This is a genomic window from Spiroplasma endosymbiont of Lonchoptera lutea (assembly GCF_964019715.1).
Classification (GTDB): Bacteria; Bacillota_I; Bacilli_A; order Mycoplasmatales; family Nriv7; genus Nriv7.
The window spans coordinates 881230-907809 of record NZ_OZ026463.1 but is presented as its reverse complement, the minus strand read 5'-3'; the positions used below and the strand labels follow the sequence as shown (position 1 = coordinate 907809).

Sequence of the window (26580 nt, the reverse complement as noted above, 5' to 3'; positions counted from 1 at the left end):
ATTAACCTAATAATAATTTTTGTTGTACATATTTTACTAATTCTCTATTTTTAAATTTATGAAAATAAACATGTAATTGTTTTCTATTTTCTGCTTTATTTTGTGCAATTAATGAAAAATAATGATTATTATCTTTATTTCTATTAACTTCTCGATTAATAGTACTAATACTTCGATTAAGATTTTTAGCTATTTCACTAATTTTTACTTTAAATTTCAATTGATTCTCAATATAAATTCTTTCATCTATGCCAAGATGTTTGTATCCCATATAAAAACTCCTTAAATTTACTTTTTCTAAAATAAACTTAGCATCATGAAATTTTTATATGAAATCTTTTGCAATTTTATTTACTTGCACTTACAAGTATAATTCAGCAATTTAAAAAATAGTTCTTACACATATTGTATAAGAACTATTTTTATTATTAATATTAATCAATTTAAAAGTAATAAATTAAGTAAAATCTTTATTTTTAAACACCCATCAGGTTCCAAAAATGACACCAATAGTTAAAAGAATATAGAAAACATAAGCACCAGGAATATTAATAATTTCTCTTGTAATATCAGGGCGATATGAATATGAACTATCAGCATTTTTTACAAATCCAATATTCTTGTTAGTATTAATCTTATTTATATTATTATCATTCAAGGCTGGTGACACTAATAACTGTCAATGTTTAACAACATTTAAATATGAAATTGCAGTAGCTATTTTCCCCATCGTAACAGTAAATGGTGGTATCTTCTGACCTAATAATTTTCTTCATTCATCAAATTTGATTGCAAACCAATATCCCATAACCTTATTAAATTCTTGACTATCATCTCATACTCTCATAATTTTATTAAATATTTTATATTTCAAAATGATATTAAACATTTGTTTATAATTAATGTTATATGGGTTACTAATATTATTTGTATTATCCACTGCTAATTGAAAATTTGTTTCTTTTCACGGTTCTATTGAATAATCAAAATAATTATATCCAACTTCACCACCATTGTCTTGTGCATATTTATTAATTGCATTTTTTCATTCATTAAATCCTGATTTTTCTAATTCAACATCACTTAATAAAAGTAATTTCCTAAAATCAGGAATTAACTTAAAGTCTTCATCTCATTCTGATTGTCTTTGAAATAAATTTGAACCAGCAGCCATCGGACTTATAAATGTATCAACTAAACCAAAAATTTGAATTAAACCAAGAAATAAAGCAGCAAATAATATTAAAACTTTTGAAGAAAAAACTAATGACAATAATAAAGCAGGACTAGAAATTAAAAACTGCAATAATATTAAAACTCCAATTAAAATAAAAATATTTTTAGCAAATTGACCCATAAAAATAAATGGTAAAACTTTAAAAAATAATGGTGTTATTAAAATTGGCAATCCTAAACAAATAATTATATAAGTTATAATTGTAATGTGAAATGCTAAGATTTTTTCTGTAACAAGTCTTGTTCTTGTCATTGGTAAAGTATTAAAAATTAATAATGTTCCATCACTAATTTCATCACGAAAAATTTGTGATGCTTTAGAATAACTTAATAAAATTAAAAAACTAATAAAAAAACCATATAAAATAGTAATTATTTGATTATTTAAAGAAACATATTCTGCTCTTATCACATCAGTAGTAATATTAGAAACAGTTTCTAAACGCATATTTAAAAAATAAGATAATGAACCGACAATCGCTAAAGGAATTATTAAACCAATAATTAGAAAAACTCAAGATGAAATTGCCTTAATAATTTTATTTAAAGTATAAAGCAAAATTGGCGCTCTAAAACTAAATTTATAGTTTTTACTTGTTACTTTTTGAGTTTTAATTGGCATTACTTCTTACCTTCCTTTTTATTACTGTTTTTATGACTAGACACAATTTCTGATTGTTGATCATTTTTAATAATTTGTTCATACAACTCAGTTAAGTCTGTTGTATACGGTTGTGTTGATTTAATTAAAATTTTATGTTCAAGCGCTAATTCACTAATATTTAACAATTCTTGATCATTTTTAATTTGCACCACAATTTTTTCATTCATTATTTGAACATCATAACCAGCTTTTTTTAATACTTTAATAAACAATTCTGGTTTTAAAGGATCAAACATATATAAATTTTGTTTTTTAGTTTGAATGATATCACTGTAAATAACATTACCATGATTTAAAATTGTAACTTCATCAATAATATTTTGTAACTCTAATAAAATATGTGATGAAATCAAAATGCTTTTTCCCATATCACGAAGTTTAATTAATTCACCAAATAATTCCATTCTCGCTGTTGGATCTAAATTAGCTGCTGGTTCATCTAAAATTAATATTTTAGGATTAGAAATAAGAGCTTGTGCTAATAATACCTTTTTTTTCATTCCAGAAGAAAAACTATTAGGATTTTTTCGTTGAAACTTTCATAAATTTAATTGTTCTAATGATGCTTTAGCTTCCTTTTTACTTTTTTTTCAATTGTTTCCTCGTAAAAAACTCATTCAAGTTAAATATTTATATGTTGACAAGTGCATTGGAAAACGAGCATTTTCAGGAATATATCCTAAAACTTCTTTAGCTACAGACAGCGTAGCATCTTTACCATCAATTTGTATTTCACCACTATTAGGAATAATTGAACCGATTAAACATTTAATTGTTGTTGTTTTTCCACTACCATTAGGTCCAATAAAACCATGAATTTTACCACTTTTTACTTTAATAGTAATGTTATTAACAGCAACTTGTTTTTTAAACCTTTTGGTTAATCCACTAATAGAAATTGCATAATTATTATTTTCCATTAATTTACTCCTTGTATATTTTATGACTAATGATGAATACGACCAGCTTATTTTCGTTTCATTGCTAATGCTTTAGTAAAAGAATAACTTTGTAAACCATTTCCACTTAATCCAATACAAATCCCTGCATTGCCAGCAATTAATTGCTTAATAGCTTCAGTTCCTAAAATTGTTGCTAAATAGCGATCCATTGCTGTTGGCATACCGCCTCTTTGAATATGTCCTAAGACTGTTGCTCGCGTAACATAACCACTACCTTTTTCAACTTCTTTCGCCAATTGATGAACATCATACAGTTTTTCCGTTACAAGAATAATTATCGAACGATACTTTTTCTCATAACATTTTTTAGTTTGCTGAATAATTTCTTCTTCTGTCAATTTATTTTCTGATGTACTAATAATTTCCACGCCACTACCAATTCCCGCCAGCATCGCAATATCTCCACAATAACGACCCATAACTTCAATAATTCCACAACGATTATGAGATTCATTAGTATCGCGAACACGGTCAATTGCTTCAATAACGGTATTTAATGCCGTATCAAAACCAATAGTAAAATCACTTGATACAACATCATTATCTATTGTTCCTGGCAAACCAATACAATTTAATCCCATTGCTACTAATTTATTAGCACCTTGATAACTACCATCACCACCAATAACAATTAAATTATTAATTTCTAATTGTTTTAAATTATTAATCGCTCGTTGTCTTACTTCTTCCTTTGCAAATTCAGGATAACGGGAAGTACCAATCGCTGTTCCCCCACGATTAACAATTTTTCTCGCAAAGTCTTCATTAGTTTCTTCAATTCAACCTTGTGTTAAACCTTCATAACCATCCCTAACAATGTAAGGCAGAATATTATTTGCTATTGCTTTTTTAATTATTTGCGCCACCGTATTGTTCATTCCTGGCGCATCGCCACCAGAAGTTAATATCGCAACTTTCTTCATCAATTTTGCCATTTTTAATTTATCCCTTCTAAATATTTAGTATTTTAATTATAGCAAAAATATATTCTCCACAATATACTAATTTATTAAAGTGCTATTTGTCTCCTTAATAATTAATTAGTTGGGGACTATACTATTAATTTGTTATTTTTTAAAAAGGTATTCTTAATAAAATTTTAATTTTATCGTTAAACCTCCTTTACTACTACAATAGCAAGAATAGAGTGAAAATCGTTTCTAATTAAAGAAATAATATTCTTAAATAAAAAATATCTCCCAATTAACTAGGAGATATTTAAAGGTTTTAAGATTTTTTTGTTAAGTTATAAAATGTTTCCATTCCATCATATTCACCAGTAGCACCTAATTCATGTGCAATCGTTAAGAGACGATTATATTTAGCAATCCGATCGGTTCTTGACATTGAACCAGTTTTAATTTGTCCAGTGTTTAAAGCGACCGCTAAATCAGCAATAGTTGTATCCTCAGTTTCACCTGAACGATGTGATACAACTGTTGTTCAATTAGCTTTTTGCGCCATTTGAATTGTCGCAATCGTTTCACTCATTGTTCCAATTTGATTTACTTTAATTAAAATTGAGTTAGCCGCTTGCTTTTCAATACCTTCTTTTGTTATTTTAGGATTAGTTACAAAAATATCATCTCCCATAATTTGGACTTTATTACCTAATTTTTCTGTTAATTTAACAAAACCATCTCAATCATGTTCTGATAGTCCATCTTCAATAGAAATAATCGGATATTTATTAACTAACTGTTCTAAATACGAAATCATTTCATCAGTAGTTTTTTCAACAACTTTGCCACTTTTTTTGCTTAGTTTTTTAAAGACATAAATTTTTCGTTCTTTATCATATAGTTCGCTAGAAGCACAATCCATTGCAATTTTAATATCCGTACCAGCTTTATATCCTGCTGTTTCAATTGCTTTAACAATAACATCTAATGCACCTTCATTATCTAAATTTGGAGCAAATCCACCTTCATCACCAACAGAAGTAGTATCACCAGCATCGTGTAAAATTTTCTTTAAAGTATGAAATACTTCTGCTGCCATTCTAATTGCTTCTTTAAAATCACGAGCACTAACCGGCATAATCATAAACTCTTGAAAATCAATTGTGTTGTCTGCATGTTCTCCACCATTAATAATGTTTAACATTGGTACTGGTAATTTTCTAGCATTAATACCACCAATATATTGATATAATGGTAAACCTACTTCATCAGCACCTGCACGCATAGCTGCCATTGATACTCCTAAAATTGCATTAGCTCCTAATTTTTCTTTATTATCTGTACCATCTAATTTAATCATCACTTGATCAACTAAAAGTTGATTAGTAACATCCATTCCTACTACTTTTTCACGAATCATTTTATTAATATTAGCAACAGCTTTTAAAACACCTTTACCCATATATCGCTTTTCATCGTTATCTCTTAATTCTAAAGCTTCTAATTCACCTGTGGATGCCCCTGACGGAACCAAGGCTTTGCCGTAACCAAATTCACTTCACACTTCCACTTGAATTGTGGGATTACCACGAGAATCTAAAACTTCTATTGCTCTTACATCTGTAATTCTTGACATCTATTACTATCCTCCTCTAAATGAGATATATATTATATATTATAGCAAAAACTTGGATAGGCTACAATAAGTTGGACCATAATTATATAGACTTCAAAATTATTAAGAAAGAAGGAATATAAAAATGGGAAATAAAACCTCATACTCTGAAGAATTTAAAAAACAAATTGTAATGCTATACAAAAATGACAAAAGTGTTATTAATTTAGGGAAAGAATATAATTTACCAAAACCAACTATTTATAGTTGAATTAAAAATTATAATAATTCTGGGTCATTTAAAGCAAAAGATAATCGTACTGTCGAAGAAAATGAATTAATTTACTTGCGAAAAGAAAACCAACAATTACGAATGGAAAATGACATTTTAAAGCAAGCAGCACTGATAATCGGGAAAAAATAACAATAATTAATAACAACAAAAATAAATATTCAGTGAGGAAAATATGTAAGATTTTAGGTTTCCTGAAATGTAAAATTAAAAAGGACACTTATATAAAAAACAAATTGTGTTAATTCTATAATTAAGAAAAGAAAGGAATTAGCACAATGTATAAGTATCTGACTATTGAATCAATAATAGCAATAAAAGAATATAAAAGTTATGGATTTTCTATTCGTAAAATAGCAAAAGCAATTGATTATAGTAAATCAACTGTACACAGAGTTTGTAAATTATTAAATCAAAACTTATTACCATTAGAAATATTGAATCAAGTTCAAAAAATAAACAAAATGCAGGTAGAAAATTAATAATTTTAACTTTAACAGAAATTAATACTATCAATCATTTGTTAATTACTAAAAATTATGCTCTTGATATAATTGCTGATTTTTTAAAGAAAAATAAAATAAAAAATATTTCAACAAAAACTTTATATAACATGTTTAAAACAAATCGAATGGGTTTTGATGAAAAAAATTTATTGAGAAAAGGCAAAAATAAACCTCATAAACAAAAAGAAACTAGGGGCAGAATTAATAATTGTAAATCTATTCATGAAAGAAATTTAATCATTCCAAATATTAAAAATATACAAGAATTTGGCCATTTAGAGGGAGATACTATCGTTGGTAAAGATCATAAAAGTTCTATTATTACTTTAGCTGATATATGATCAAAAACCACAATTCCTTTGAAAACTAAAAATCATAAAGCAGAAAGTATTACACAAAGTATAATAAAATTTATTTCAAAATTAATACCAGGAACAATTAAAACTATTACTTTTGATCGTGGTAAAGAATTTAGTAAATGAAAATTAATTGAAAAAAATTGTAATGTTAAAATTTATTTTGCAGATGCCGGAAAACCTTGTCAAAGAGGTTTAAATGAGAACAATAATGGTATTTTAAGAAGATATTTACCAAAATCTACTGATTTATCTTCATATAAACAAAAAGACTTAAATTCTATAGCATTTCAAATTAATTCTACACCCAGAAAATCATTATCTTATAAAAGACCAATAGATTTAATACAATTATTTTAAAAAACTGTCCCATTTATATTTACAATTCAGGTTTACTAAAATCAACATATTATTATCAAACTAACAGTGCATTTAATAAAAGTCGCAAGATTTATGGTGCTCGTAAAATTAAAGCTGTTTTAATAAGAAAAAATATCATTTTATCACGACGAAAAATCCGATTCATTATGATCAAAAATAATTTGGTTTCTAAATACACCAAGTTAAAATATTGTAATCATAAAAAAACAGTTAATAATGACGAAATTAATAATGTTTTAAATCGTCAATTTAATGACAAAAAACCAAATGAAGTTGTTGTTAGTGATTTAACATATGTTCAAGTTGGTACTAAATGACATTATATTTGTTTATTAATTGACTTGTTTAATCGCGAAGTAATTGGCTATAGTGCTGGACCAAATAAAACTGCTGAATTAGTTCAACAAGCTTTTCACAAGATAACACGACCATTAAATAAAATAACTTTATTTCATACTGATCGTGGTAATGAGTTTAAAAATAAAATTATTGATGAAATTTTAATAACCTTTAAAATTAAAAGATCATTAAGCTCCAAAGGATGCCCATATGATAATGCTGTTGCTGAAGCAACTTACAAAACCTTTAAAACCGAATTTATTAACGGTAAAAAATTTGCAAACTTAACACAACTAAAATGCGAACTATTTGATTTTGTTAATTGATATAACAATATTCGAATTCATGGCAGTTTAAATTATTTAATTCCCGTTGAATTTAGAAAATACCAGTCTACATAAAAAGTGTCCTAAAAAGGGTTGCCAATCCACTTATTTAATTGTTTATAATTAATTTGTATTAAATAAGCTTTACAAATTTGAGAAAGGAAGTTTGATTGTTTAGTAAATTTTATTAATTACTAAAAATTCACGAAAGGGATCTTATTAAATATGAAAAAATTATTAGGAATTTTAGGAACAATAACAATAGCCGGAAGCGGGATGGTGGGACTTGTTGGCAATGCCCCATCTCCAACAAAAAATAATATCAGTTATCAACAAACAAATAATTTAAAAACCTTAAATAGAAATAAAAGAGGTGATGATTATATAGGAAATACATATTCAACAGGAGATAATTTTTTTACCAAAAGAAGAGTTCATATTTTTTGACCACCAAATTCAGTAGAAAAATTTATTTTAAATTATAATGAGGCAGTTAATGCGGTAAAACGTGTAGCATCTCATTCTCATTTATCAAACCTTTTTAATGGCGTAGCGATGGATAACCCTGATAGTTTAATTTCTTGAGTTCTTTTTAATAATTTTAATCAAATTTATGATTTATGAAATAAAAGCGATAGAAAACATAAAATAAAAATTGTTTTAGTAGCAGATCATGTTTTCGGTAATGGTGTTAATTCAATTGAAATTTTAGAAATAATTGATAGTGAAGGGATGTTTGAAAATAAATATTTAGGTAATTTTAATAAAGATTTTAATATTGGTTTAAGGCAAAAAAGATCAACAAATATTAATAATGAAATTATTAATTTAGGAATAATTGAAAATGATAGTGACAGCACTATATTAAATAAACTTAGTATTTTATATCCTAATTTAAAAATATCAGAATTTAATGTTATTAAAATAAATGAAAATCATTCTTCATATGAAAATTCTTTAGCAAAAATTAAAGTTAATAATAATAATAGTTCAATATATCCCATTGGTCTAGAAAAAGAATTAATTTTTATTTCTAAAAGTAAAATTAATGAAATTTCAAATAAAATTATTAATGATCCTTTAGTAAAAGAATGATTAAAACATTTAGAAGAATATAATAATAATTTACCAAATAAAATAGAAGAATTAAAAAAATATGTTAATCAAAAAAAAATAAATGTTAAAGCTTCAGAAAAAGAAATAATCAAAGGATATATAAGAGATTTTAATTACATTATAAGATTAAAAGAAAATGAATGAAAAATAGAAGATTTAGATAAAACAATTACCGGTATTAAACAAAACCTGAATTGTAAATATAAATGGGACAGTTTTTTAAAATAATTGTATTAAATCTATTGGTCTTTTATAAGATAATGATTTTCTGGGTGTAGAATTAATTTGAAATGCTATAGAATTTAAGTCTTTTTGTTTATATGAAGATAAATCAGTAGATTTTGGTAAATATCTTCTTAAAATACCATTATTGTTCTCATTTAAACCTCTTTGACAAGGTTTGCCGGCATCTGCAAAATAAATTTTAACATTACAATTTTTTTCAATTAATTTTCATTTACTAAATTCTTTACCACGATCAAAAGTAATAGTTTTAATTGTTCCTGGTATTAATTTTGAAATAAATTTTATTATACTTTGTGTAATACTTTCTGCTTTATGATTTTTAGTTTTCAAAGGAATTGTGGTTTTTGATCATATATCAGCTAAAGTAATAATAGAACTTTTATGATCTTTACCAACGATAGTATCTCCCTCTAAATGGCCAAATTCTTGTATATTTTTAATATTTGGAATGATTAAATTTCTTTCATGAATAGATTTACAATTATTAATTCTGCCCTTAGTTTCTTTTTGTTTATGAGGTTTATTTTTGCCTTTTCTCAATAAATTTTTTTCATCAAAACCCATTCGATTTGTTTTAAACATGTTATATAAAGTTTTTGTTGAAATATTTTTTATTTTATTTTTCTTTAAAAAATCAGCAATTATATCAAGAGCATAATTTTTAGTAATTAACAAATGATTGATAGTATTAATTTCTGTTAAAGTTAAAATTATTAATTTTCTACCTGCATTTTGTTTATTTTTTTGAACTTGATTCAATATTTCTAATGGTAATAAGTTTTGATTTAATAATTTACAAACTCTGTGTACAGTTGATTTACTATAATCAATTGCTTTTGCTATTTTACGAATAGAAAATCCATAACTTTTATATTCTTTTATTGCTATTATTGATTCAATAGTCAGATACTTATACATTGTGCTAATTCCTTTCTTTTCTTAATTATAGAATTAACACAATTTGTTTTTTATATAAGTGTCCTTTTTAATTTTACATTTCAGGTTTTTTTAAAATTCTAAACTATTAGGTACTCGTGGGAATGGTAAAACATCACGAATATTTGTCACTCCTGTCAAATACATAATTAATCGTTCTAATCCTAAACCAAAACCACCACTTGGAGCATACCCATACTGTCTTAAATTTAAATATCATTGAAAATCCTTAATATCTAAATTAGCCATTTGCATTTTTGATAATAATTTTTTATAATTATCTTCCCTTTGACTACCACCAATTAATTCGCCAATTCCAGGGACTAATAAATCCATTGCTTGAACAGTTTTATTATCCTCATTAGTTTTCATATAAAATGCTTTAATAATTTGTGGATAATTAATAATAAATGTTGGCTTATTAGTTAATTGTTCACATAAATATCTTTCATGTTCAGTTTGTAAATCCATTCCTCAATGAATATCTTGATTTTCAAAACGGTCTTTAACTTTAATTAATTCCATAATCGCATCATCATAAGTCATAACTACAAATTTAACAGTTACTACTGTCTTTAGTTTATCTAATAAATTATTATCAACATTATCATTTAGAAACTTTAATTCTTTTTTATTATTTTCTAAAATATAATTAATAATATATTTAATTAATTCTTCTCCTAATTTGATATTTTCTTCTAACGAACTATATGCCACCTCTGGTTCTACCATTCAAAATTCAGCTACATGCCGAGAAGTATGAGACTTCTCGGCTCGAAAAGTTGGTCCAAAAGTATAAACACGATTAAATGCTTGTGTATATGCTTCAGCATTTAACTGTCCAGAAACAGTTAAATTAGCCTTTTTAGAAAAGAAATCTTGTTGATAATTATTATCTTCACGAGTTGTCACAATAAATGCTTCACCCGCACCTTCAGCATCATTACTAGTAATAATTGGTGAATGCAAATATAAAAAGTCATTTCTTTGAAAAAAGCAATGAATCGCATAACTAACACTACTTCTAATCTTAAAAATAGCTCAAAACTTATTAGTTCGAGCTCGTAAATGAGCAATTTCTCGTAAATATTCATTAGAATGTTCTTTTTTTTGTAATGGATATTGTTCCACAGCATTATTATATATTTTTATATTTGTTGCTTTAATTTCAAACAATTCCTTACCTTTATCTGGCAAAACTAATACTCCTGTTACTGCAATTGAAGAACCTGTTCGCAAACTTTTAATTTCATTAAAAGTTTTAATTTCTTGATTATAAACAACTTGAATACTATCCAAATAACTACCATCATTTAAACTAATAAAACCTACTTTACCAGAATCACGATTAGTTCGTACTCAACCTTTTAAAGTAATTTCTTGACCAACAATGGCTTTATATGTTTCATAAAGTTTTTTAATTAACATTAATATTTTCCCTCTTTTCAAAATGAATAAGATTTTTTTAATTATAACACATATAATTTTATATAATATATGTTGATAATTAAAACATAAAATCTACAAATAAACTATATATTTTTTCTTTTTTAATCAAATATTTTATTATTTTATGATAAAATCAAAATAAATAAATAAATCAAGATATAGAAAGAAAGTGAGGCCTATGCATAAATTTAGTCGTTAAAAAATCTTATTAAAGAAAATTCAAGAAAAAGAATTTACTCCCATTAACGATTTAATTACCTTTGTACGAAATACTTATAGTTTTACAGCAATTACCGTTAGAAGAGATCTAAAAGAAATTGCTAAAGAAGGTCACATTAAATTATTACACGGTGGAATTAAATATATAAACAAAACCCAATCACAAATTAAATTATTATGTAATATACCACAGACTTATGACAAGTACAAGAAGTTTTTTAAAAAGGGTCGCGTTTAGTTTTCTTAGGTATTGCTTTGAAGAAGTAAAACAATCAGCTAATTATATTATTTAATTACTAAATTAACCTCGCCTTTCTTGTTATTGTCATTTTTATTCATTACCATTCTATCATATTATTGAATTTTTACACAATAAAAAATTATTAATTTTATTAATAAATTATCACTAATTATCTAAATTTATGTTTTCTATATTTATTCGTATATACAATACTACCCTTATTAATTCAACTATCATCATTTTTATTATTATATTTATTTCATAATGAATTTTTATATATTTCTTTTCTGATTTCTATTTCTGAATTAATATTTTCATTAATGTAATGTAATACATGGATTGGCAACCCTTTTTAGGACACTTTTTATGTAGACTGGTATTTTCTAAATTCAACGGGAGTTAAATAATTTAAACTGCCATGAATTCGAATATTGTTATATCAATTAACAAAATCAAATAGTTCGCATTTTAGTTGTGTTAAGTTTGCAAATTTTTTACCGTTAATAAATTCGGTTTTAAAGGTTTTGTAAGTTGCTTCAGCAACAGCATTATCATATGGGCATCCTTTGGAGCTTAATGATCTTTTAATTTTAAAGGTTATTAAAATTTCATCAATAATTTTATTTTTAAACTCATTACCACGATCAGTATGAAATAAAGTTATTTTATTTAATGGTCGTGTTATCTTGTGAAAAGCTTGTTGAACTAATTCAGCAGTTTTATTTGGTCCAGCACTATAGCCAATTACTTCGCGATTAAACAAGTCAATTAATAAACAAATATAATGTCATTTAGTGCCAACTTGAACATATGTTAAATCACTAACAACAACTTCATTTGGTTTTTTGTCATTAAATTGACGATTTAAAACATTATTAATTTCGTCATTATTAACTATTTTTTTATGATTACAATATTTTAACTTGGTGTATTTAGAAACCAAATTATTTTTGATCATAATGAATCGGATTTTTCGTCGTGATAAAATGATATTTTTTCTTATTAAAACAGCTTTAATTTTACGAGCACCATAAATCTTGCGACTTTTATTAAATGCACTGATAACTTCTTGTTCATAATTATTAACATCAAACTTGGTGCATTTATTAGTTTGATAATAATATGTTGATTTTAGTAAACCTAAAATCTTACATATTTTCCTCACTGAATATTTATTTTTGTTGTTATTAATTATTGTTATTTTTTCCCGATTATCAGTGCTGCTTGCTTTAAAATGTCATTTTCCATTCGTAATTGTTGGTTTTCTTTTCGCAAGTAAATTAATTCATTTTCTTCGACAGTGCGATTATCTTTTGCTTTAAATGACCCAGAATTATTATAATTTTTAATTCAACTATAAATAGTTGGTTTTGGTAAATTATATTCTTTCCCTAAATTAATAACACTTTTGTCATTTTTGTATAGCATTACAATTTGTTTTTTAAATTCTTCAGAGTATGAGGTTTTATTTCCCATTTTTATATTCCTTCTTTCTTAATAATTTTGAAGTCTATATAATTATGGTCCAACTTATTGTAGCCTATCCAACATTTAATTTGTTTAAATTTGCCATTCTTAAATGTAATAAGTTATTTAAATTCTTATGATTATATATTTTTGCTCCGTATCCTAATTGTTGTTTTACTAAATGCGATACATCACTTTCAATGCTACAACCGATATTTCATTCTAAATTTTGATTATGAATACCTTGCTTATTATTACTGAAATAATTACTCGCCTTCCTTAAATTTGTTTTAATATCTTTATTTAATTCATTTTTAGCAACATTACGAATGTTTTTGATTAATTCTTGATGATTTCCATCCTTATATAATTTAATTCAACTATTTAGTGTTACTTTACGATTTTCAAAAATAATATTAAATGCTGTTTGTTTTAATTTTTTAATAGCATGATAACCATCCAAAATATATCTAACATTACCAAAACTATTGGCAATTTCTCTAATTCAAGTATCACCATCGCCACAAACAATTATTTTGTCATAATTAATATTTACATAATGTTTTTGTAATTCTTTAATTAATAAATCACGATAATTCATTGTATTTATTCGTTTACCAATTTTTAACATTAGAAAATGACCTCGTTTGTTTTCTAATTCTCTACGAGCATTTTTGTATTTTTTTTCTTTATGTCCGGTATGAAAAGTAACTAAACGAATTCTTTGGTCTTGTTTAACTTTATGGTCTAATGTCGCTAAAAATGTCTCATCTAGTTGAATATATAAATTCTTATTTTTGACATCAATTCTAGTTTTAGTTTCTTTTTCTGCTAGTTGAAAATATTCAGCAATATCATATTTATTTAAAATATTTGAAATACTAGCTTTTGAAATATAACAATGATTTAGAGCATCTAAAACATCACGATAGCGTTTTCCATCACCTAAAAGACTTAAAACTTTAAATTGGACATCAAAATAAATGCGTTGTTTAGGCAATAAACCAATTTCTTTATCTAATAAACATACATATTCAAATTTACCTGATTTTTGATTTCAATATTTATATCGGCGTCGTTTAAAAACAACTTCACCAAAAATTGTAATAATTGTTCTTGTTGCAAAATGAACTACTTTATAACCTTGTTTTAACCGATAATGATATTTATATAAGTATTCATCTAATTTTTCATATTCGTTAGCCAATTGTTCACATTTATTGGTGTACATATTTTTATGGGTTGCGAATAAACTGAATCAATGTTTATTTTCTGGGGTTTTTAAATTATTATTAATTTTTAACATAATAAATTACCTTTCTTGATAGTAATTTTAATAAAGTTTAGGTAGCTTATTGTTCTGCTTTAATGATAAATATTTTTTAGAACTAGTATTCAATATCCTGCAAAAAATGACAGAAATTATTATTTAATGATATATAATTAAATTCCAAGGGAAAGAGACTTTAGATTAATTTTTGGAGAAAGGAAAAAGTCTTATAAATTTTATTAATTAGCAAAAATTCACGAAAAGGATTTGATTAATATGAAAAAACTCTTAAGGTTATTAAGTGTATTAACAGTTAGCGGAACTGCAATGCCAACTGTGATTGCTACTAGTCCTTATCAAAAAGAAGAAAATAATTTACAAAATTTAGAAGATTTAAATCGAGTTAAAAGACAATCTATTGAAAAGTGATATAAATTTTTAGCTCATGATGAATTAAAAATTAAATTTTCAAATGAAAATATTAAAGAAATTATTTTTCTTTTTGAATCTAAAAAAGAAGAAGAATTTATAAAAGAATTAGTTAAAATGATGAAAAAATTTTATAAAGAAGACCATTCAGGGGCTGGAGGGTATATTTTTGATTCTGATTATGAAATAGTGGCTACAACTATTTGAAAAAATTTCTCATATTTTCATGAAATTTATCTTGGATTAAAAAATAATGAAGGCATAGTTATAAAAACAAATACCGTTGGATATTGAGATAATGATAATCCAAATAACAGCATTTATAAATATTAATGTTTTTTTGAAAAAAACAAATAGAAAGGGATAATACAATAATGAAAAAATTACTTAGTTTATTAAGTGTATTAACAGTTAGCGGAACTGCAATGCCAACTGTAATTGCTACTAGTCCTTATCAAAAGCAAGAAAAAATTAATCAATTAAAAAATAGTGAATTTAATTTACAAAAAAATAATTTAGAAAAATTAAAAAGGAATAAAAGAGAAAACAATACAATAAATAAAATTGATAGTTTATATTTAAGAAATATTGAAAAATTTTATTCAATACCAAGTTATAATATTAACAAGGGTTATTTTTTAAAAAATAATAAAAATAATATTTATTTCTTAAATGATACAAAAATTTACAAATTAAAAGATGACAATTCTTCTATTGAAATTAAAATAGAAGAATTAAATGAAAATAATAAAATTAAATTATTTGAAATAAATGATAATTATTTATTTATTACTACAGAAAAAATAATTTATAAAATTAATATTAATGATAACCAAATAACAAAAATTTATACTTTCGATATTTCTGAATCTTTATATTCAATGACAATTGATAGTAATGATAATGTTTACTTTGGAACAAATAATGCTTTGTACAAGTTAAATACAAATAATAACCTTCTTAAAATAAAAGAAAATTTTAAAAAAGTTACTAAGATTGTTAGTAACAATTCCAGTGAAATTATTTTTTTTATAGAACAGGAAGGCAATGTTACAGAGTTGTTTGAATTAAAAAACAATTTATCAAAAAAAATTAATTTTGATATAAATATTATTGGTCAAATAAATAATAATTCTTTTAAATTTGATAAATATGAAAACTTATATTTTTTAACAGCAATTAGCCCAAGTTATTCTACAAATGCAGCTTATAAATTAGAAAAAAATAGTAATATTGCTAAACAAATTACTGGAATAAATGAAGAATTATCTTCATTAACTATTGATAGTTATAACAATATTTATTTTGGAACAAATAATGGAATTTTTAAATTAAATTATGGTTTACAAAATGCCACTAAAATTGAACATAATGAATTTGTTGGTAAAGTTTACTTAATTATTTCAGATTTTCTTGATAATGTGTATTTTTATACAGATTATGGATTATATAAATTAAACAGTAATAATCTAATTTTAAAAATTACAGGAATATTAGATGAAATAAAAATTGATAATTTAGGAATAATAAGAAATATACATATTGATAAAAACGGAAATGTTTATTTGATTACAAAATTTAAAGAATTTTATTTTTTAAATCATGGATCAGACAAAATAATAAAAGTAGCAAATTTTAACAATATAAATATTGATCTTGAAAATATAATTGTAGATAAATATAATAATGTTTATTTTTCAACAAAACATAATGATATTTTTAAAATTTTTTTAGGAACAGATAATCAAGAAGATGAAATTGATTTTACAAAATGAATAAAATTAGGAATATTTTATACTTATAAAAGAGAAAAACCAAATTTTCAAATTGCTAATATAAAAGATATTTCTATAGAATCATTTTTTAATTCATCATTAAATTTAACTACAAATACCCAATTTTTAAGTCTTATTAAAAATACATGTTCAGAAATTGAAACAAAATTTAAAAATGATTCTGAATTAGAACAAAAAGAAAACACACCTCCATGTGAAACTACTTTAGAAACAATTGATAGTTTTCAAATAACAAAAGGTTTATCTAAAAAAGATGGAACAAGTACTACTGATGGAACAATTAATACCACAGGTAGAGAACATTTTTGAGAAATTGGTGGCGAAATTGAAAAATCATTTAAAACTGGTCCTCTTGCAGAAGTTAAAGCTAAAATTTCAAGCAAAACTGGTGGAAAATATAATTCTTCAGAACAAACGAATCATTCTGTTACTAAAACTATTGAAAATGTAAATACTATTGCAGATCAAAAAAAATATGATAAAAAAGAAACAATAAAAATTAGTATTCCATCTTCTTCAATTCAAATTCCTGCAAAAAGTGAAGTTATACTTAAACATTCTGCAGATTTATATAAAATAAAAACTATTTGAAATATTAAACAAGAAATTACAGGAAATATTAAAGCGACAGTGGTAGATGATTTTAATAATTCTAATGAAGTTTATTATTCTATTAAAAATATAATGAATGAATTAAAAAATAATGGTCTTTTATTTGATATTTTTGAAATTTCTGAAAATAATAATTCAATTATTTTTAATGGAAAATTGATTACAACTTCTTATAAAATTAACTATATTGTTAATATACAATAAAAAATAAAAAAATGTTAATTTGTTTAGTTAGGAAAAATTAATCAATTAAAAAGAAAAGAATTATAACAATGAAAAAAATATTAAGTATTTTAAGTGCAATCACTCATAATTGGAACAAGCACAACGATTTTAATATCTTGTGATAAAATAAGAAAAATATTCAAACCAGTAATTTTAATTAATTACTGGTTTTTATTTTGTAAAAATAAAAAAGAGAAAAAATAAAAAAGTTGTTTAAGAGTATTGTCATAATGAAAAACCATCTTTCTTGGAAAGAAATTTTAACATTTTATATATTTTTATTAATTAAATAATGAATTAATTGTTGTCTTTTTTTGTATGAAATTTTTTAATATGAAATTTGTTTGAACCGGAATAACTATATTCTTGTATTGTTATTTTTACATCTTTAATTTTTTTAGCAATATAAAAGTACTCAGTATTTGTTTTTTGAAAATCTTTATCAAAAAATTCTCTTTCTTCTGGAATGCTGTTTTCTTTTTTATAATTATAAATTTCTTTAATTTCTTTAAATACTGGTTCATTAGTAAAGACAGCAAACCCTCTGGTATTTTCTCCATAATTTTTTATTTCCAAAGGTAATTGTTCTTTTACTGAGTCAATATTAATATATACTGGGTCACTGCCTTTTTTATACAATGATTGTAAATAACTGTTATTTATTTCTGAAAATTTTAAGTCATATGTTTTATATTGAACTTGTTGTGTTTTGCTTTCTTTTTTAGAACAGCCCACTATTGGTAATATTGTTAATGTCGAAAGAGTTATTATATTTAAAATTTTCATTATTTTAATTCCTTTATTACTTTATTTTTTCAATATATATATATATATATATATATTACAGGAAAATCCTTAATATCATTAGAAAAATGGCAAAACCGATTAAAAATTGAAAGGTATAGTAAAAAGCTGGTACCGTTTTAAAAACTGGAAAAATGGCGGTTGAAAAGTTAACTGTTGCTTTTGCAATAATTGCTAACGGGCGTAAAATTGTAATGATTTGTGACGCCGTCAGAATTCAGTTTAGCATTTTAATACCAGCATTCTGAATGGCACAACCAATATCATTAAATGTTGGTATTCATCGTCCAGAATATTTGCAATTTGCCGGCGGAATTAAGTCATCTCATTCTGAGTTGGCGGAACCATCAGGGATAAATGCTGTGGAATTAAGGACATTAAAGTCATAAATTTTAAAATTGTAGTTAGAAATATTACTTTTGTAATAAAGCGGAAAGGTTAAGGTAAAAATATTAATACCGTAGCGAATATCAATATCGGTATTGAGATAATTAATACTGTTAACAGTTTTGGTGGTTGGTAAGGCAATGAGTTTATTATCATAGGATTTAAGGACATTAAAATCAATTTGATAAATGCTATTGGTGTTGTTAATAGCATTGTAATTCTCTTGGTGCATTTTTTTGTCAAAAGTAAAAAAATAACTTCTTAGTAATAATTCCGAATTACCAGTAATATTGATTAAATATTTTTTAGGATAAAAGGTAATTAGCGAACGATAAAAGAAACCGATTTGAATAAAGTAATCTTTGTTGTAATTATCTACTCCCTTAAAATCAATTTCGGTATGAGTTTTTTCATCCATATCAAAAGTAGCATAAAATAAACTAGCAAAGAAATTTCCAAGAATTTCGTAGATTTCATCAAAAGTATTTTTATAATTATTACTGTTAATACTAGGGATATTGTTTTTAAAATAAAGGTAAATATCGTTCCTTAATTCAGGGTCGTAGCGTAAAAAACTAAATCTAACATTGAGGTAATTTAAGGTTCCAAAAAGGTACTTAATTAGGTAATAATCGTTAGCCTTTTTGGTGTCGTATTTTCAGATTTCGGTCTCACCATGTAGCAGTTGTAAATAATTATTTCCAGCAATTAGGGTTTTGTTAAATGCCTTAATTTTAAGGATATTTTCATTAATATTTTTTAAATCTGTCGATGTTTTGTGATAGAAATAGCTTTCGTTTTTAAAACCGTGATTTTTAATCATAAATTCTTTGTAGTAATCTTTTTCTAAGGCGTCAATGAAATTAAATACCGGTGTTCAATAGAGATAAGAGTAATTAAATTTATCAAAATCACCACGATGAATCATTAAATAGTCAAGATTATCAATAACATCACTATATTTATGGTTACCGTCAAAATTAGTTGTTGTTTCTGGCAAATCAATGTCCGTACTTGGTTTGGTTTCTAATTTTGCTAAAAATTTTTTAACATGAAATTTGTTTGAACCGGAATAACTATATTCTTGTATTGTTATTTTTACATCTTTAATTTTTTTAGCAATATAAAAGTACTCAGTATTTGTTTTTTGAAAATCTTTATCAAAAAATTCTCTTTCTTCTGGAATGCTGTTTTCTTTTTTATAATTATAAATTTCTTTAATTTCTTTAAATACTGGTTCATTAGTAAAGACAGCAAACCCTCTGGTATTTTCTCCATAATTTTTTATTTCCAAAGGTAATTGTTCTTTTACTGAGTCAATATTAATATATACTGGGTCACTGCCTTTTTTATACAATGATTGTAAATAACTGTTATTTATTTCTGAAAATTTTAAGTCATATGTTTTATATTGAGTTTCTCTTTTATTTCTAACTGGTTGCACTGCCGTTTTCTCGTTGTTAATGTTTGGTGGAATAGTAAAAATGTTATTGAAACTAATAATTAACACGGTAAATATTTTCATAAACATTTTTATCACTCCTTTTTAAAATATTTTATTTTTTATTGTTCTTTTTTCTTTAATTTTTTTAATAAGTCAAAATCAATACCACAATTTATAATTAGAGCTATTGTAATGCATATATCTAAATATCCTAGTATCATAAGTGAAATTAATAATTCAAATTTTTCATATAATAATTTCAAATCATTAATTTCCAATTTTAAAAATGGAATGAAAAAGATAGTAATCATAAAAATGTAAGGTAAAATTCTTCATCAATATTTTTTTAAAAAATTAATGAGTTTGTTTGATTTCATTTTTCAAGACTCTTTTTGCTTTAATTTTCTTAATAATCAAGCGGATTAATTTTTCAAATTTAATTGCAAAATATATTGCTCCGCCTCATCAAAAAACAAATATTCCTGCTAGCATAATGCCACTATTGAACTTGCCAAAGAAATTAACCATTTCTTTATTCATAAAATTATTAAATTCGTCACTTGTTCCGGTTATTCATTTAGTATCGCTTACTGTTAATGCACAAATTAATAAGCTTATAAAAATGAAAATGATACTTAATACTATTTTTAACCACTGCTTTTTAAATCAATTTTTAATTCTTAATTTTAATGACATTTTTTCTTTTGAATTATCTTTTTTAAATAATTTGCCTAAAATTTTTTTCATTTTAACTCTCTTTTCATATTTTTTATCGTCCTTTAATCACAATAAATAAAGCAATAAGTACACAAGTGACACCAAGAATGGTAAAGATTGGATGTTGCGAAAATGTTCGTGCCATTGGTTTAAATAATTCTAAAATTGTTAAATTGCTAGTAATAAATTTTTGGAAATTGGTAAGACCTTCGCTAATGTAGTTCGTCAAAGTTTCAAAATGACTACCAGCTAAAAGTCCAAGAACAGTTATTAAGATAAAAATAATAATTAATTTAAACATTTTTAGTTACCTTGTTTTGTTTTTATTGGTTTTATTTGTTTTTTAGCTTTTCCTCACGCACTTAACCGCCCCTTATTTTTAACCGCATATTGGCGTTGTTTTTCTAAATTAACTTGTTGACTACCAAATCCAAGAATAATTGCCATAAGAAATTCTACAGCAAGTGTTAAGCATAAAGGAAATATTAATTGAATTTTCGTTCCTGGTACTTCTAAACTTCAAATTAAGTCAAAGACTTTATAAAGCATTTGAGCGAGAAAGTCGGCCATTTTTGCAAGATTTTCCATTTTTTATTGTTCCTTTTCTTTCATTTTTCTTAAAAATTTGCTAAATTTATCCATTTTTAAGTATTCTAAGTCTTCTAAATCAATTGCGGTGTCAGTATAGTATTTATCTTCATAGTTAGGATTTACTTTTGAATTTAAGTAATCTCTTAAAAATGCTAGGTAAAAAGAATTGTAAGTGTTAAGTATTGGTAGGGGAATTTTTAGTTTAAAAAAATAAATATCAAGTTCAGGAATATCACGATATTTAATGCGACGACCTTTTTTGCTATTTTTAGCATCAATTAAGGTGTTTCGTCAACGTTCATATTCTTCAATACTAGTAAAGGTACCATAAATGACTTTTAAGTAGGGGCGAAAAATATTAACCGGTTTTTTGCGAATGCCTACAATCACATTATTGGCAATATCACGAACTTTAACTCAAATATGTTTATCTCTTTGACCACTAGCGAGAACAATATGACCAAAATGGCGTGCTAGAGCGAAATATTCTTGAATACCAGTTTCTTCGTTTTTGGTATTATTTTTTTCTCAATCAGTTCCTTCTAAAAATAAATTGGTTTCATCTCATAACAGTAAGGTTTTGTCTGGTAATACCGGATAATCAAAGTCTAATAATCCCATATGCCCCAAACTTAATTTTTGGGTTTCTAGTAATGGAAAGGTTGAGGCGATGTGATATTTCTTCTTTTTTAATAATTTTGATGCGTATACTAGAAAAGCAGTTTTTCCAGTCCCTAACGAACCAATCACAATATTTAATGGTGAGTTTTTTAAGAAATTAATAACTTTGTTAATTTGTGTTAAATTACCGATTTTAAAAAGAAAAATTAAAATACAACCTGCTAAAAATAAATAGCTTACAATGTTTTTAAAATAACCGTTGTAAATATATCAAATTGCTCCTCAGTGTCATAAAATTAAAAATGAGGTGCGATTCAATTCAATAAAATGGTTATTTTTTTCTATTATTCATTTGCAAAATTTCATCTTGCACCTCACTTTATTTTTTTGTTAGCGGACTGCGCCAAGTAATTTTTCAAACATTTTAAAACAAATAAAGAATATTGCCAAAATAAATGGAAAAATGAATATTCAGTAGTCAGCAAAGAAGTTACCGACTTGTGGCATATTAACGGCAATAATTTCTCACATTTTAGTAAATGCTGTTATAATTGCATTTCACAATTTAGTCATCGCATCGCTAGCTGTTATTTTTGCTGGTGCATCGGCTAAGAAAGTTCCAATCATATAATCACCCCCTTTCTTTTTAAAACATTCATCATTTATATTCAAAATTTTTCTTAAACTTATATAAAACCGCGTTCAATCTTAACACGATTGTATTTTTTCCTAATTCTTGACATTAATTTTGTCGCTATCTAAATGCTGATATGGTTTTTCAAAGTAACATGAGAATAAATCACACCATAACTGCTGTTAAGAATCAAAAAGCAATGTTTGCTATTAAAAGTCAAAGTGGTGCTTCGGTTAATTTAATTTCTTTACCACCAGTAATGTGGGCCGGAATAGTTGTAATTTGAATAAATAAATCTCAGAAAGTTTGTTTAATTTGTTCTCAATTAAATTCTTTTAAGTTTATTGTCATTTTTTATCTCCCAAAAATCATTTTTATTGGTAAATACATAATTGAAATTAATGCGAAAAGAAAAGTAATGATAATAATTAATCCGGCAATAAACGCAACTTGTGCAGGCATTTTTTCTATCGGAACAAACAGTTTTAAGAATTCCATAATAATTTCTCAAAACATTATTTTTTATCCGCATTATTTTCTTTTGAATTAGGGGTTTTAACTCATTCTTCAAAGCGAGCAATAAACACTTTTTCGTCTTTTGTGAAATTACCAGTATTATTTTTAATGGCATTTTTATATTTAATTCGCATTTTTATTTTGGCATAAATTTTATAAGCAAAATATGCCAATAACATTATGCAAATAATAGTAAATATTATTCCAATTGCAATATTCATTTTTAAACTCCTTTAAAATAATTATAATTTGTATCTTTTTTGTTGTTTTCTTTTTCGGCAATGAAGAAACTTAATAATTCTTGGCCTTTAATTCACTTGGTTTCTTGCTCTTGTTGATTAACTGAAATTACTTGATATTTACTATCTTTTATTATTCCGATGCAAATAGAATTTTCATATTTTCCTTTATGAACAAATCGCTTTGGAAACCAAATGCCGATTTGTTCATTAAATCACGGAATTTTTGGTGCTTTAATAAACATTGCGTTTTGTGTTTCTTTTAAAAGATATTTTTTAGTATTTAAGAAAATGTTTTCAATGTTTTTCATAATAAATTACCTTTCTTATGAATAAACTAAGTTATATTAACTAAGTTAGTTAACTTAGTTTTTTAAACACTTATATATCGCAGATTTAAGTGTTTAACAAGCTTTGTTATTAAATTTTGTTTTTTAATTAGATAAAGATTTTAATAATTTTAAACTTAGTATATCCCTATATAGAAATTTCTACACTTTAATATCCGCATCCTACCCTTGGAACTAATTTAATAGCGTGTATATTTTTAGGAAATCCACCCATTCATTTTTTTATTGCAAAACGAAACAAATTGCTATAGCTAATAGGATGTTATTTATTAACTGGTAAACTTCTTTTGGTTATGGCGACCACCCACAATTTATCGTGCTTTAATACATACCAACATTATTAACTCACTTGTATTTAATTTTCAAAGAACAAAATTTTAACACCTTATAAAATAAAAAGACAATCATTGCTGACTGTCTTAATACTTATTCAAATCTTTTCCCACCTAACAAAACTTTACGCGTCCTTTAAAAAGGGGTGGATTTATTTTTTTATTTAAAATTTTTATAAATAACCTGAAATGTAAAATTAAAAAGGACACTTATATAAAAAACAAATTGTGTTAATTCTATAATTAAGAAAAGAAAGGAATTAGCACAATGTATAAGTATCTGACTATTGAATCAATAATAGCAATAAAAGAATATAAAAGTTATGGATTTTCTATTCGTAAAATAGCAAAAGCAATTGATTATAGTAAATCAACTGTACACAGAGTTTGTAAATTATTAAATCAAAACTTATTACCATTAGAAATATTGAATCAAGTTCAAAAAAATAAACAAAATGCAGGTAGAAAATTAATAATTTTAACTTTAACAGAAATTAATACTATCAATCATTTGTTAATTACTAAAAATTATGCTCTTGATATAATTGCTGATTTTTTAAAGAAAAATAAAATAAAAAATATTTCAACAAAAACTTTATATAACATGTTTAAAACAAATCGAATGGGTTTTGATGAAAAAAATTTATTGAGAAAAGGCAAAAATAAACCTCATAAACAAAAAGAAACTAGGGGCAGAATTAATAATTGTAAATCTATTCATGAAAGAAATTTAATCATTCCAAATATTAAAAATATACAAGAATTTGGCCATTTAGAGGGAGATACTATCGTTGGTAAAGATCATAAAAGTTCTATTATTACTTTAGCTGATATATGATCAAAAACCACAATTCCTTTGAAAACTAAAAATCATAAAGCAGAAAGTATTACACAAAGTATAATAAAATTTATTTCAAAATTAATACCAGGAACAATTAAAACTATTACTTTTGATCGTGGTAAAGAATTTAGTAAATGAAAATTAATTGAAAAAAATTGTAATGTTAAAATTTATTTTGCAGATGCCGGAAAACCTTGTCAAAGAGGTTTAAATGAGAACAATAATGGTATTTTAAGAAGATATTTACCAAAATCTACTGATTTATCTTCATATAAACAAAAAGACTTAAATTCTATAGCATTTCAAATTAATTCTACACCCAGAAAATCATTATCTTATAAAAGACCAATAGATTTAATACAATTATTTTAAAAAACTGTCCCATTTATATTTACAATTCAGGTATCGTTATATCAATTTTCTTCAGAGATATCATAATTTGCAAAATAAGATTGCTTAACATACTTATCATTATCACAAGCAAATACAACATTATATGCTAAATTCATTTTTTCTAGGGCTTGTTCAAATGCACCAATTCCGCTAAAAACAGTACCTATATTTAGTTTCATTATGAATAATACTCCTCTCATATAAATAATAATTAGAATACTTCCTTAAATAATTTAAAATATTCTTTATAATGTTAACACAAAAAATTGACTATTTGTTAGTTAGAACTATTTTTTAAAAATTAGTAATTACTAATTTTCTTATTTGCTTATGAAAAAAGAATACTTCATAAAAGCATCCCCTAAAATAATCAAAACATATATATGTAACAAATAATAAATTAATCTATTTTAAATCATAATCCAACTTCGTTTTTCTTAAATTATGAATATATTTATTTGATGCTATTTTTCTAAAACCGTAACAAAAATAGCATCAAATAAATATATTAAAGTTAAATGACTTGTTAACGATACATACCGCTCAATTGATTCATTGGACAAAACATGGAGCGCAACATCACTATAACTATTTACTTCATTTTTATTTCGTTTAGTAACAGTTACAATATGACTATTATTACCTTTAACAATTTTTAAATTACGCAACACCTCAAAATTAATTCCCGAATAACTCACAGCAATAACAAGACTATTTTTACTTGATAGTTTACAATAAGTATTTTGAATATAAGCATTATTACTAAACTTAACATTAAAACCTAAACGAATTAATTTTTCTGCTAAATCAAGGCAAGGAACATATGATGCTTGCCTCGCAATGAGAATAACTTCTTGAGTTTTAGTCAAATATAAACTAACCTGCTCAATTTTTTTAGTATCAATAATGTTATGAGTATCTTGCAAACTTTTAGTAGTATTCTCATATAATGTTTTTATATAATCACCTTTATTATCAGGCGATGAATGACTAATATAGTCACCAGCAATATTATGCAAATAATATTTTAAAACATGTTGAAATTCATTATATCCACTCAAACCTAATAATTTAACAAATCGTGACACCGTAGATGTTGAAACATATGTCTTATTTGCTAAATCAT

At 24.6% G+C, this 26580-nt stretch carries 28 protein-coding genes and 1 pseudogene; 8 read left to right on the top strand and 21 right to left on the bottom strand.

The features are described 5' to 3' along the window. Position 1: 1 nt before the first annotated feature. The 5 genes from AACK97_RS05230 to eno all read right to left on the bottom strand — a co-directional run bounded on the left by AACK97_RS05230 (position 2) and on the right by eno (position 5400). Complete coding sequence (locus tag AACK97_RS05230) at positions 2 to 271, bottom strand: helix-turn-helix domain-containing protein (RefSeq protein WP_338967103.1); 270 nt, start codon at positions 269 to 271, stop codon at positions 2 to 4. Positions 272 to 457: 186 nt separating this feature from the next. Then, complete coding sequence (locus AACK97_RS05225; RefSeq protein ID WP_338967100.1) at positions 458 to 1858, bottom strand: hypothetical protein; 1401 nt, start codon at positions 1856 to 1858, stop codon at positions 458 to 460. Next, positions 1858 to 2820 carry an ABC transporter ATP-binding protein gene (locus AACK97_RS05220; protein WP_338967097.1) on the bottom strand — a complete coding sequence of 321 codons (963 nt, stop codon included), beginning with the start codon at positions 2818 to 2820 and terminating at the stop codon, positions 1858 to 1860. Before AACK97_RS05220 ends, AACK97_RS05225 begins: the two co-directional genes overlap by 1 nt. Positions 2821 to 2867: 47 nt before the next feature. After that, positions 2868 to 3797: a 6-phosphofructokinase gene (pfkA, locus tag AACK97_RS05215; protein WP_338967095.1), complete on the bottom strand. Its 930-nt coding sequence runs from the start codon at positions 3795 to 3797 to the stop codon at positions 2868 to 2870. A 292-nt stretch (positions 3798 to 4089) separates the two neighbouring features. Then, positions 4090 to 5400, bottom strand: a complete 1311-nt coding sequence (eno, locus tag AACK97_RS05210; RefSeq protein WP_338967094.1) for a phosphopyruvate hydratase — start codon at positions 5398 to 5400, stop codon at positions 4090 to 4092. Positions 5401 to 5524: 124 nt separating this feature from the next. Here eno and AACK97_RS05205 point away from each other — a divergent pair, with 124 nt between their 5' ends. From AACK97_RS05205 to AACK97_RS05185, 4 genes and pseudogenes are all read left to right on the top strand, one after another. Continuing rightward, positions 5525 to 5803, top strand: coding sequence for a transposase (locus AACK97_RS05205; protein WP_338966718.1), 279 nt, complete (start codon positions 5525 to 5527; stop codon positions 5801 to 5803). A 146-nt stretch (positions 5804 to 5949) separates the two neighbouring features. Next, a pseudogene (locus AACK97_RS05195) lies at positions 5950 to 6893 on the top strand (IS30 family transposase). Beyond that, the gene (locus AACK97_RS05190) at positions 6884 to 7654 is read left to right on the top strand and encodes an IS3 family transposase (protein WP_422397244.1); all 771 of its coding nucleotides are present in this window, start codon (positions 6884 to 6886) and stop codon (positions 7652 to 7654) included. Before AACK97_RS05195 ends, AACK97_RS05190 begins: the two are co-directional and overlap by 10 nt. A 150-nt stretch (positions 7655 to 7804) precedes the next feature. After that, the gene (locus AACK97_RS05185) at positions 7805 to 8923 is read left to right on the top strand and encodes a hypothetical protein (RefSeq protein ID WP_338967089.1); all 1119 of its coding nucleotides are present in this window, start codon (positions 7805 to 7807) and stop codon (positions 8921 to 8923) included. Here AACK97_RS05185 and AACK97_RS05180 read toward each other — a convergent pair. Next, on the bottom strand, positions 8915 to 9859 hold the full coding sequence (locus tag AACK97_RS05180; protein ID WP_338967087.1) for an IS30 family transposase: 945 nt from the start codon (positions 9857 to 9859) through the stop codon (positions 8915 to 8917). The genes AACK97_RS05185 and AACK97_RS05180 overlap by 9 nt on opposite strands. 90 nt (positions 9860 to 9949) lie before the next feature. Then, the gene (asnS, locus tag AACK97_RS05175; RefSeq protein ID WP_338967085.1) at positions 9950 to 11305 is read right to left on the bottom strand and encodes an asparagine--tRNA ligase; all 1356 of its coding nucleotides are present in this window, start codon (positions 11303 to 11305) and stop codon (positions 9950 to 9952) included. 223 nt (positions 11306 to 11528) lie between these two features. Between asnS and AACK97_RS07680 the strand changes: the two genes are divergently transcribed. Continuing rightward, positions 11529 to 11783, top strand: coding sequence for a DeoR family transcriptional regulator (locus tag AACK97_RS07680; protein WP_422397243.1), 255 nt, complete (start codon positions 11529 to 11531; stop codon positions 11781 to 11783). Positions 11784 to 12150: 367 nt separating this feature from the next. On the opposite strand, the gene AACK97_RS05170 is transcribed toward AACK97_RS07680, so the two are convergent. Together AACK97_RS05170 and AACK97_RS05165 are read right to left on the bottom strand one after the other, a co-directional pair. Next, a protein-coding gene (locus AACK97_RS05170; protein WP_338967083.1) for an IS3 family transposase occupies positions 12151 to 13262 on the bottom strand; the annotation gives its coding sequence in 2 pieces (ribosomal slippage) (positions 12151 to 13019 and positions 13019 to 13262; 1113 coding nt in all). Between the two features lie 64 nt (positions 13263 to 13326). Then, positions 13327 to 14559: an Mbov_0401 family ICE element transposase-like protein gene (locus AACK97_RS05165; RefSeq protein WP_338967081.1), complete on the bottom strand. Its 1233-nt coding sequence runs from the start codon at positions 14557 to 14559 to the stop codon at positions 13327 to 13329. Between the two features lie 240 nt (positions 14560 to 14799). On the opposite strand from AACK97_RS05165, the gene AACK97_RS05160 reads away from it, so the two are divergent. Then, positions 14800 to 15285: a hypothetical protein gene (locus tag AACK97_RS05160; RefSeq protein ID WP_338967079.1), complete on the top strand. Its 486-nt coding sequence runs from the start codon at positions 14800 to 14802 to the stop codon at positions 15283 to 15285. A gap of 41 nt (positions 15286 to 15326) precedes the next feature. Beyond that, positions 15327 to 17564, top strand: coding sequence for a hypothetical protein (locus AACK97_RS05155; protein WP_338967077.1), 2238 nt, complete (start codon positions 15327 to 15329; stop codon positions 17562 to 17564). Between the two features lie 318 nt (positions 17565 to 17882). Here the strand turns inward: AACK97_RS05155 and AACK97_RS05150 are convergent, their stop codons facing one another. The 10 genes from AACK97_RS05150 to AACK97_RS05105 all read right to left on the bottom strand — a co-directional run bounded on the left by AACK97_RS05150 (position 17883) and on the right by AACK97_RS05105 (position 23849). Continuing rightward, a complete protein-coding gene (locus tag AACK97_RS05150; protein ID WP_338967075.1) occupies positions 17883 to 18371 on the bottom strand; it encodes a hypothetical protein in 489 nt (162 codons plus the stop codon). Between the two features lie 55 nt (positions 18372 to 18426). After that, positions 18427 to 20301 (bottom strand): hypothetical protein, encoded by a 1875-nt coding sequence (locus AACK97_RS05145; RefSeq protein ID WP_338967073.1) that lies wholly within the window; start codon positions 20299 to 20301, stop codon positions 18427 to 18429. 273 nt (positions 20302 to 20574) lie between these two features. Next, positions 20575 to 20967: a hypothetical protein gene (locus AACK97_RS05140; protein ID WP_338967071.1), complete on the bottom strand. Its 393-nt coding sequence runs from the start codon at positions 20965 to 20967 to the stop codon at positions 20575 to 20577. A gap of 22 nt (positions 20968 to 20989) precedes the next feature. After that, complete coding sequence (locus AACK97_RS05135) at positions 20990 to 21238, bottom strand: hypothetical protein (protein WP_338967070.1); 249 nt, start codon at positions 21236 to 21238, stop codon at positions 20990 to 20992. A gap of 2 nt (positions 21239 to 21240) precedes the next feature. Next, positions 21241 to 21525, bottom strand: coding sequence for a hypothetical protein (locus AACK97_RS05130; RefSeq protein WP_338967068.1), 285 nt, complete (start codon positions 21523 to 21525; stop codon positions 21241 to 21243). Positions 21526 to 21528: 3 nt separating this feature from the next. Next, positions 21529 to 22515, bottom strand: coding sequence for a hypothetical protein (locus AACK97_RS05125; protein WP_338967066.1), 987 nt, complete (start codon positions 22513 to 22515; stop codon positions 21529 to 21531). A gap of 24 nt (positions 22516 to 22539) precedes the next feature. Further along, positions 22540 to 22776 (bottom strand): hypothetical protein, encoded by a 237-nt coding sequence (locus tag AACK97_RS05120; RefSeq protein ID WP_338967064.1) that lies wholly within the window; start codon positions 22774 to 22776, stop codon positions 22540 to 22542. Positions 22777 to 22903: 127 nt separating this feature from the next. Continuing rightward, entirely contained in the window at positions 22904 to 23134 is a 231-nt protein-coding gene (locus tag AACK97_RS05115) for a hypothetical protein (RefSeq protein WP_338967061.1), read from the bottom strand. Positions 23135 to 23298: 164 nt separating this feature from the next. Continuing rightward, complete coding sequence (locus tag AACK97_RS05110; protein ID WP_338967059.1) at positions 23299 to 23520, bottom strand: hypothetical protein; 222 nt, start codon at positions 23518 to 23520, stop codon at positions 23299 to 23301. Between the two features lie 2 nt (positions 23521 to 23522). Further along, the gene (locus AACK97_RS05105) at positions 23523 to 23849 is read right to left on the bottom strand and encodes a hypothetical protein (protein ID WP_338967056.1); all 327 of its coding nucleotides are present in this window, start codon (positions 23847 to 23849) and stop codon (positions 23523 to 23525) included. Between the two features lie 639 nt (positions 23850 to 24488). On the opposite strand from AACK97_RS05105, the gene AACK97_RS05100 reads away from it, so the two are divergent. Continuing rightward, positions 24489 to 25433, top strand: coding sequence for an IS30 family transposase (locus tag AACK97_RS05100; protein ID WP_338966714.1), 945 nt, complete (start codon positions 24489 to 24491; stop codon positions 25431 to 25433). Here AACK97_RS05100 and AACK97_RS05095 read toward each other — a convergent pair. Further along, on the bottom strand, positions 25430 to 25633 hold the full coding sequence (locus AACK97_RS05095; protein ID WP_338967053.1) for a DNA cytosine methyltransferase: 204 nt from the start codon (positions 25631 to 25633) through the stop codon (positions 25430 to 25432). The genes AACK97_RS05100 and AACK97_RS05095 overlap by 4 nt on opposite strands. Positions 25634 to 25918: 285 nt before the next feature. Further along, positions 25919 to 26575, bottom strand: a complete 657-nt coding sequence (locus AACK97_RS05090) for a MurR/RpiR family transcriptional regulator (protein WP_338968986.1) — start codon at positions 26573 to 26575, stop codon at positions 25919 to 25921. Positions 26576 to 26580: the final 5 nt, after the last annotated feature.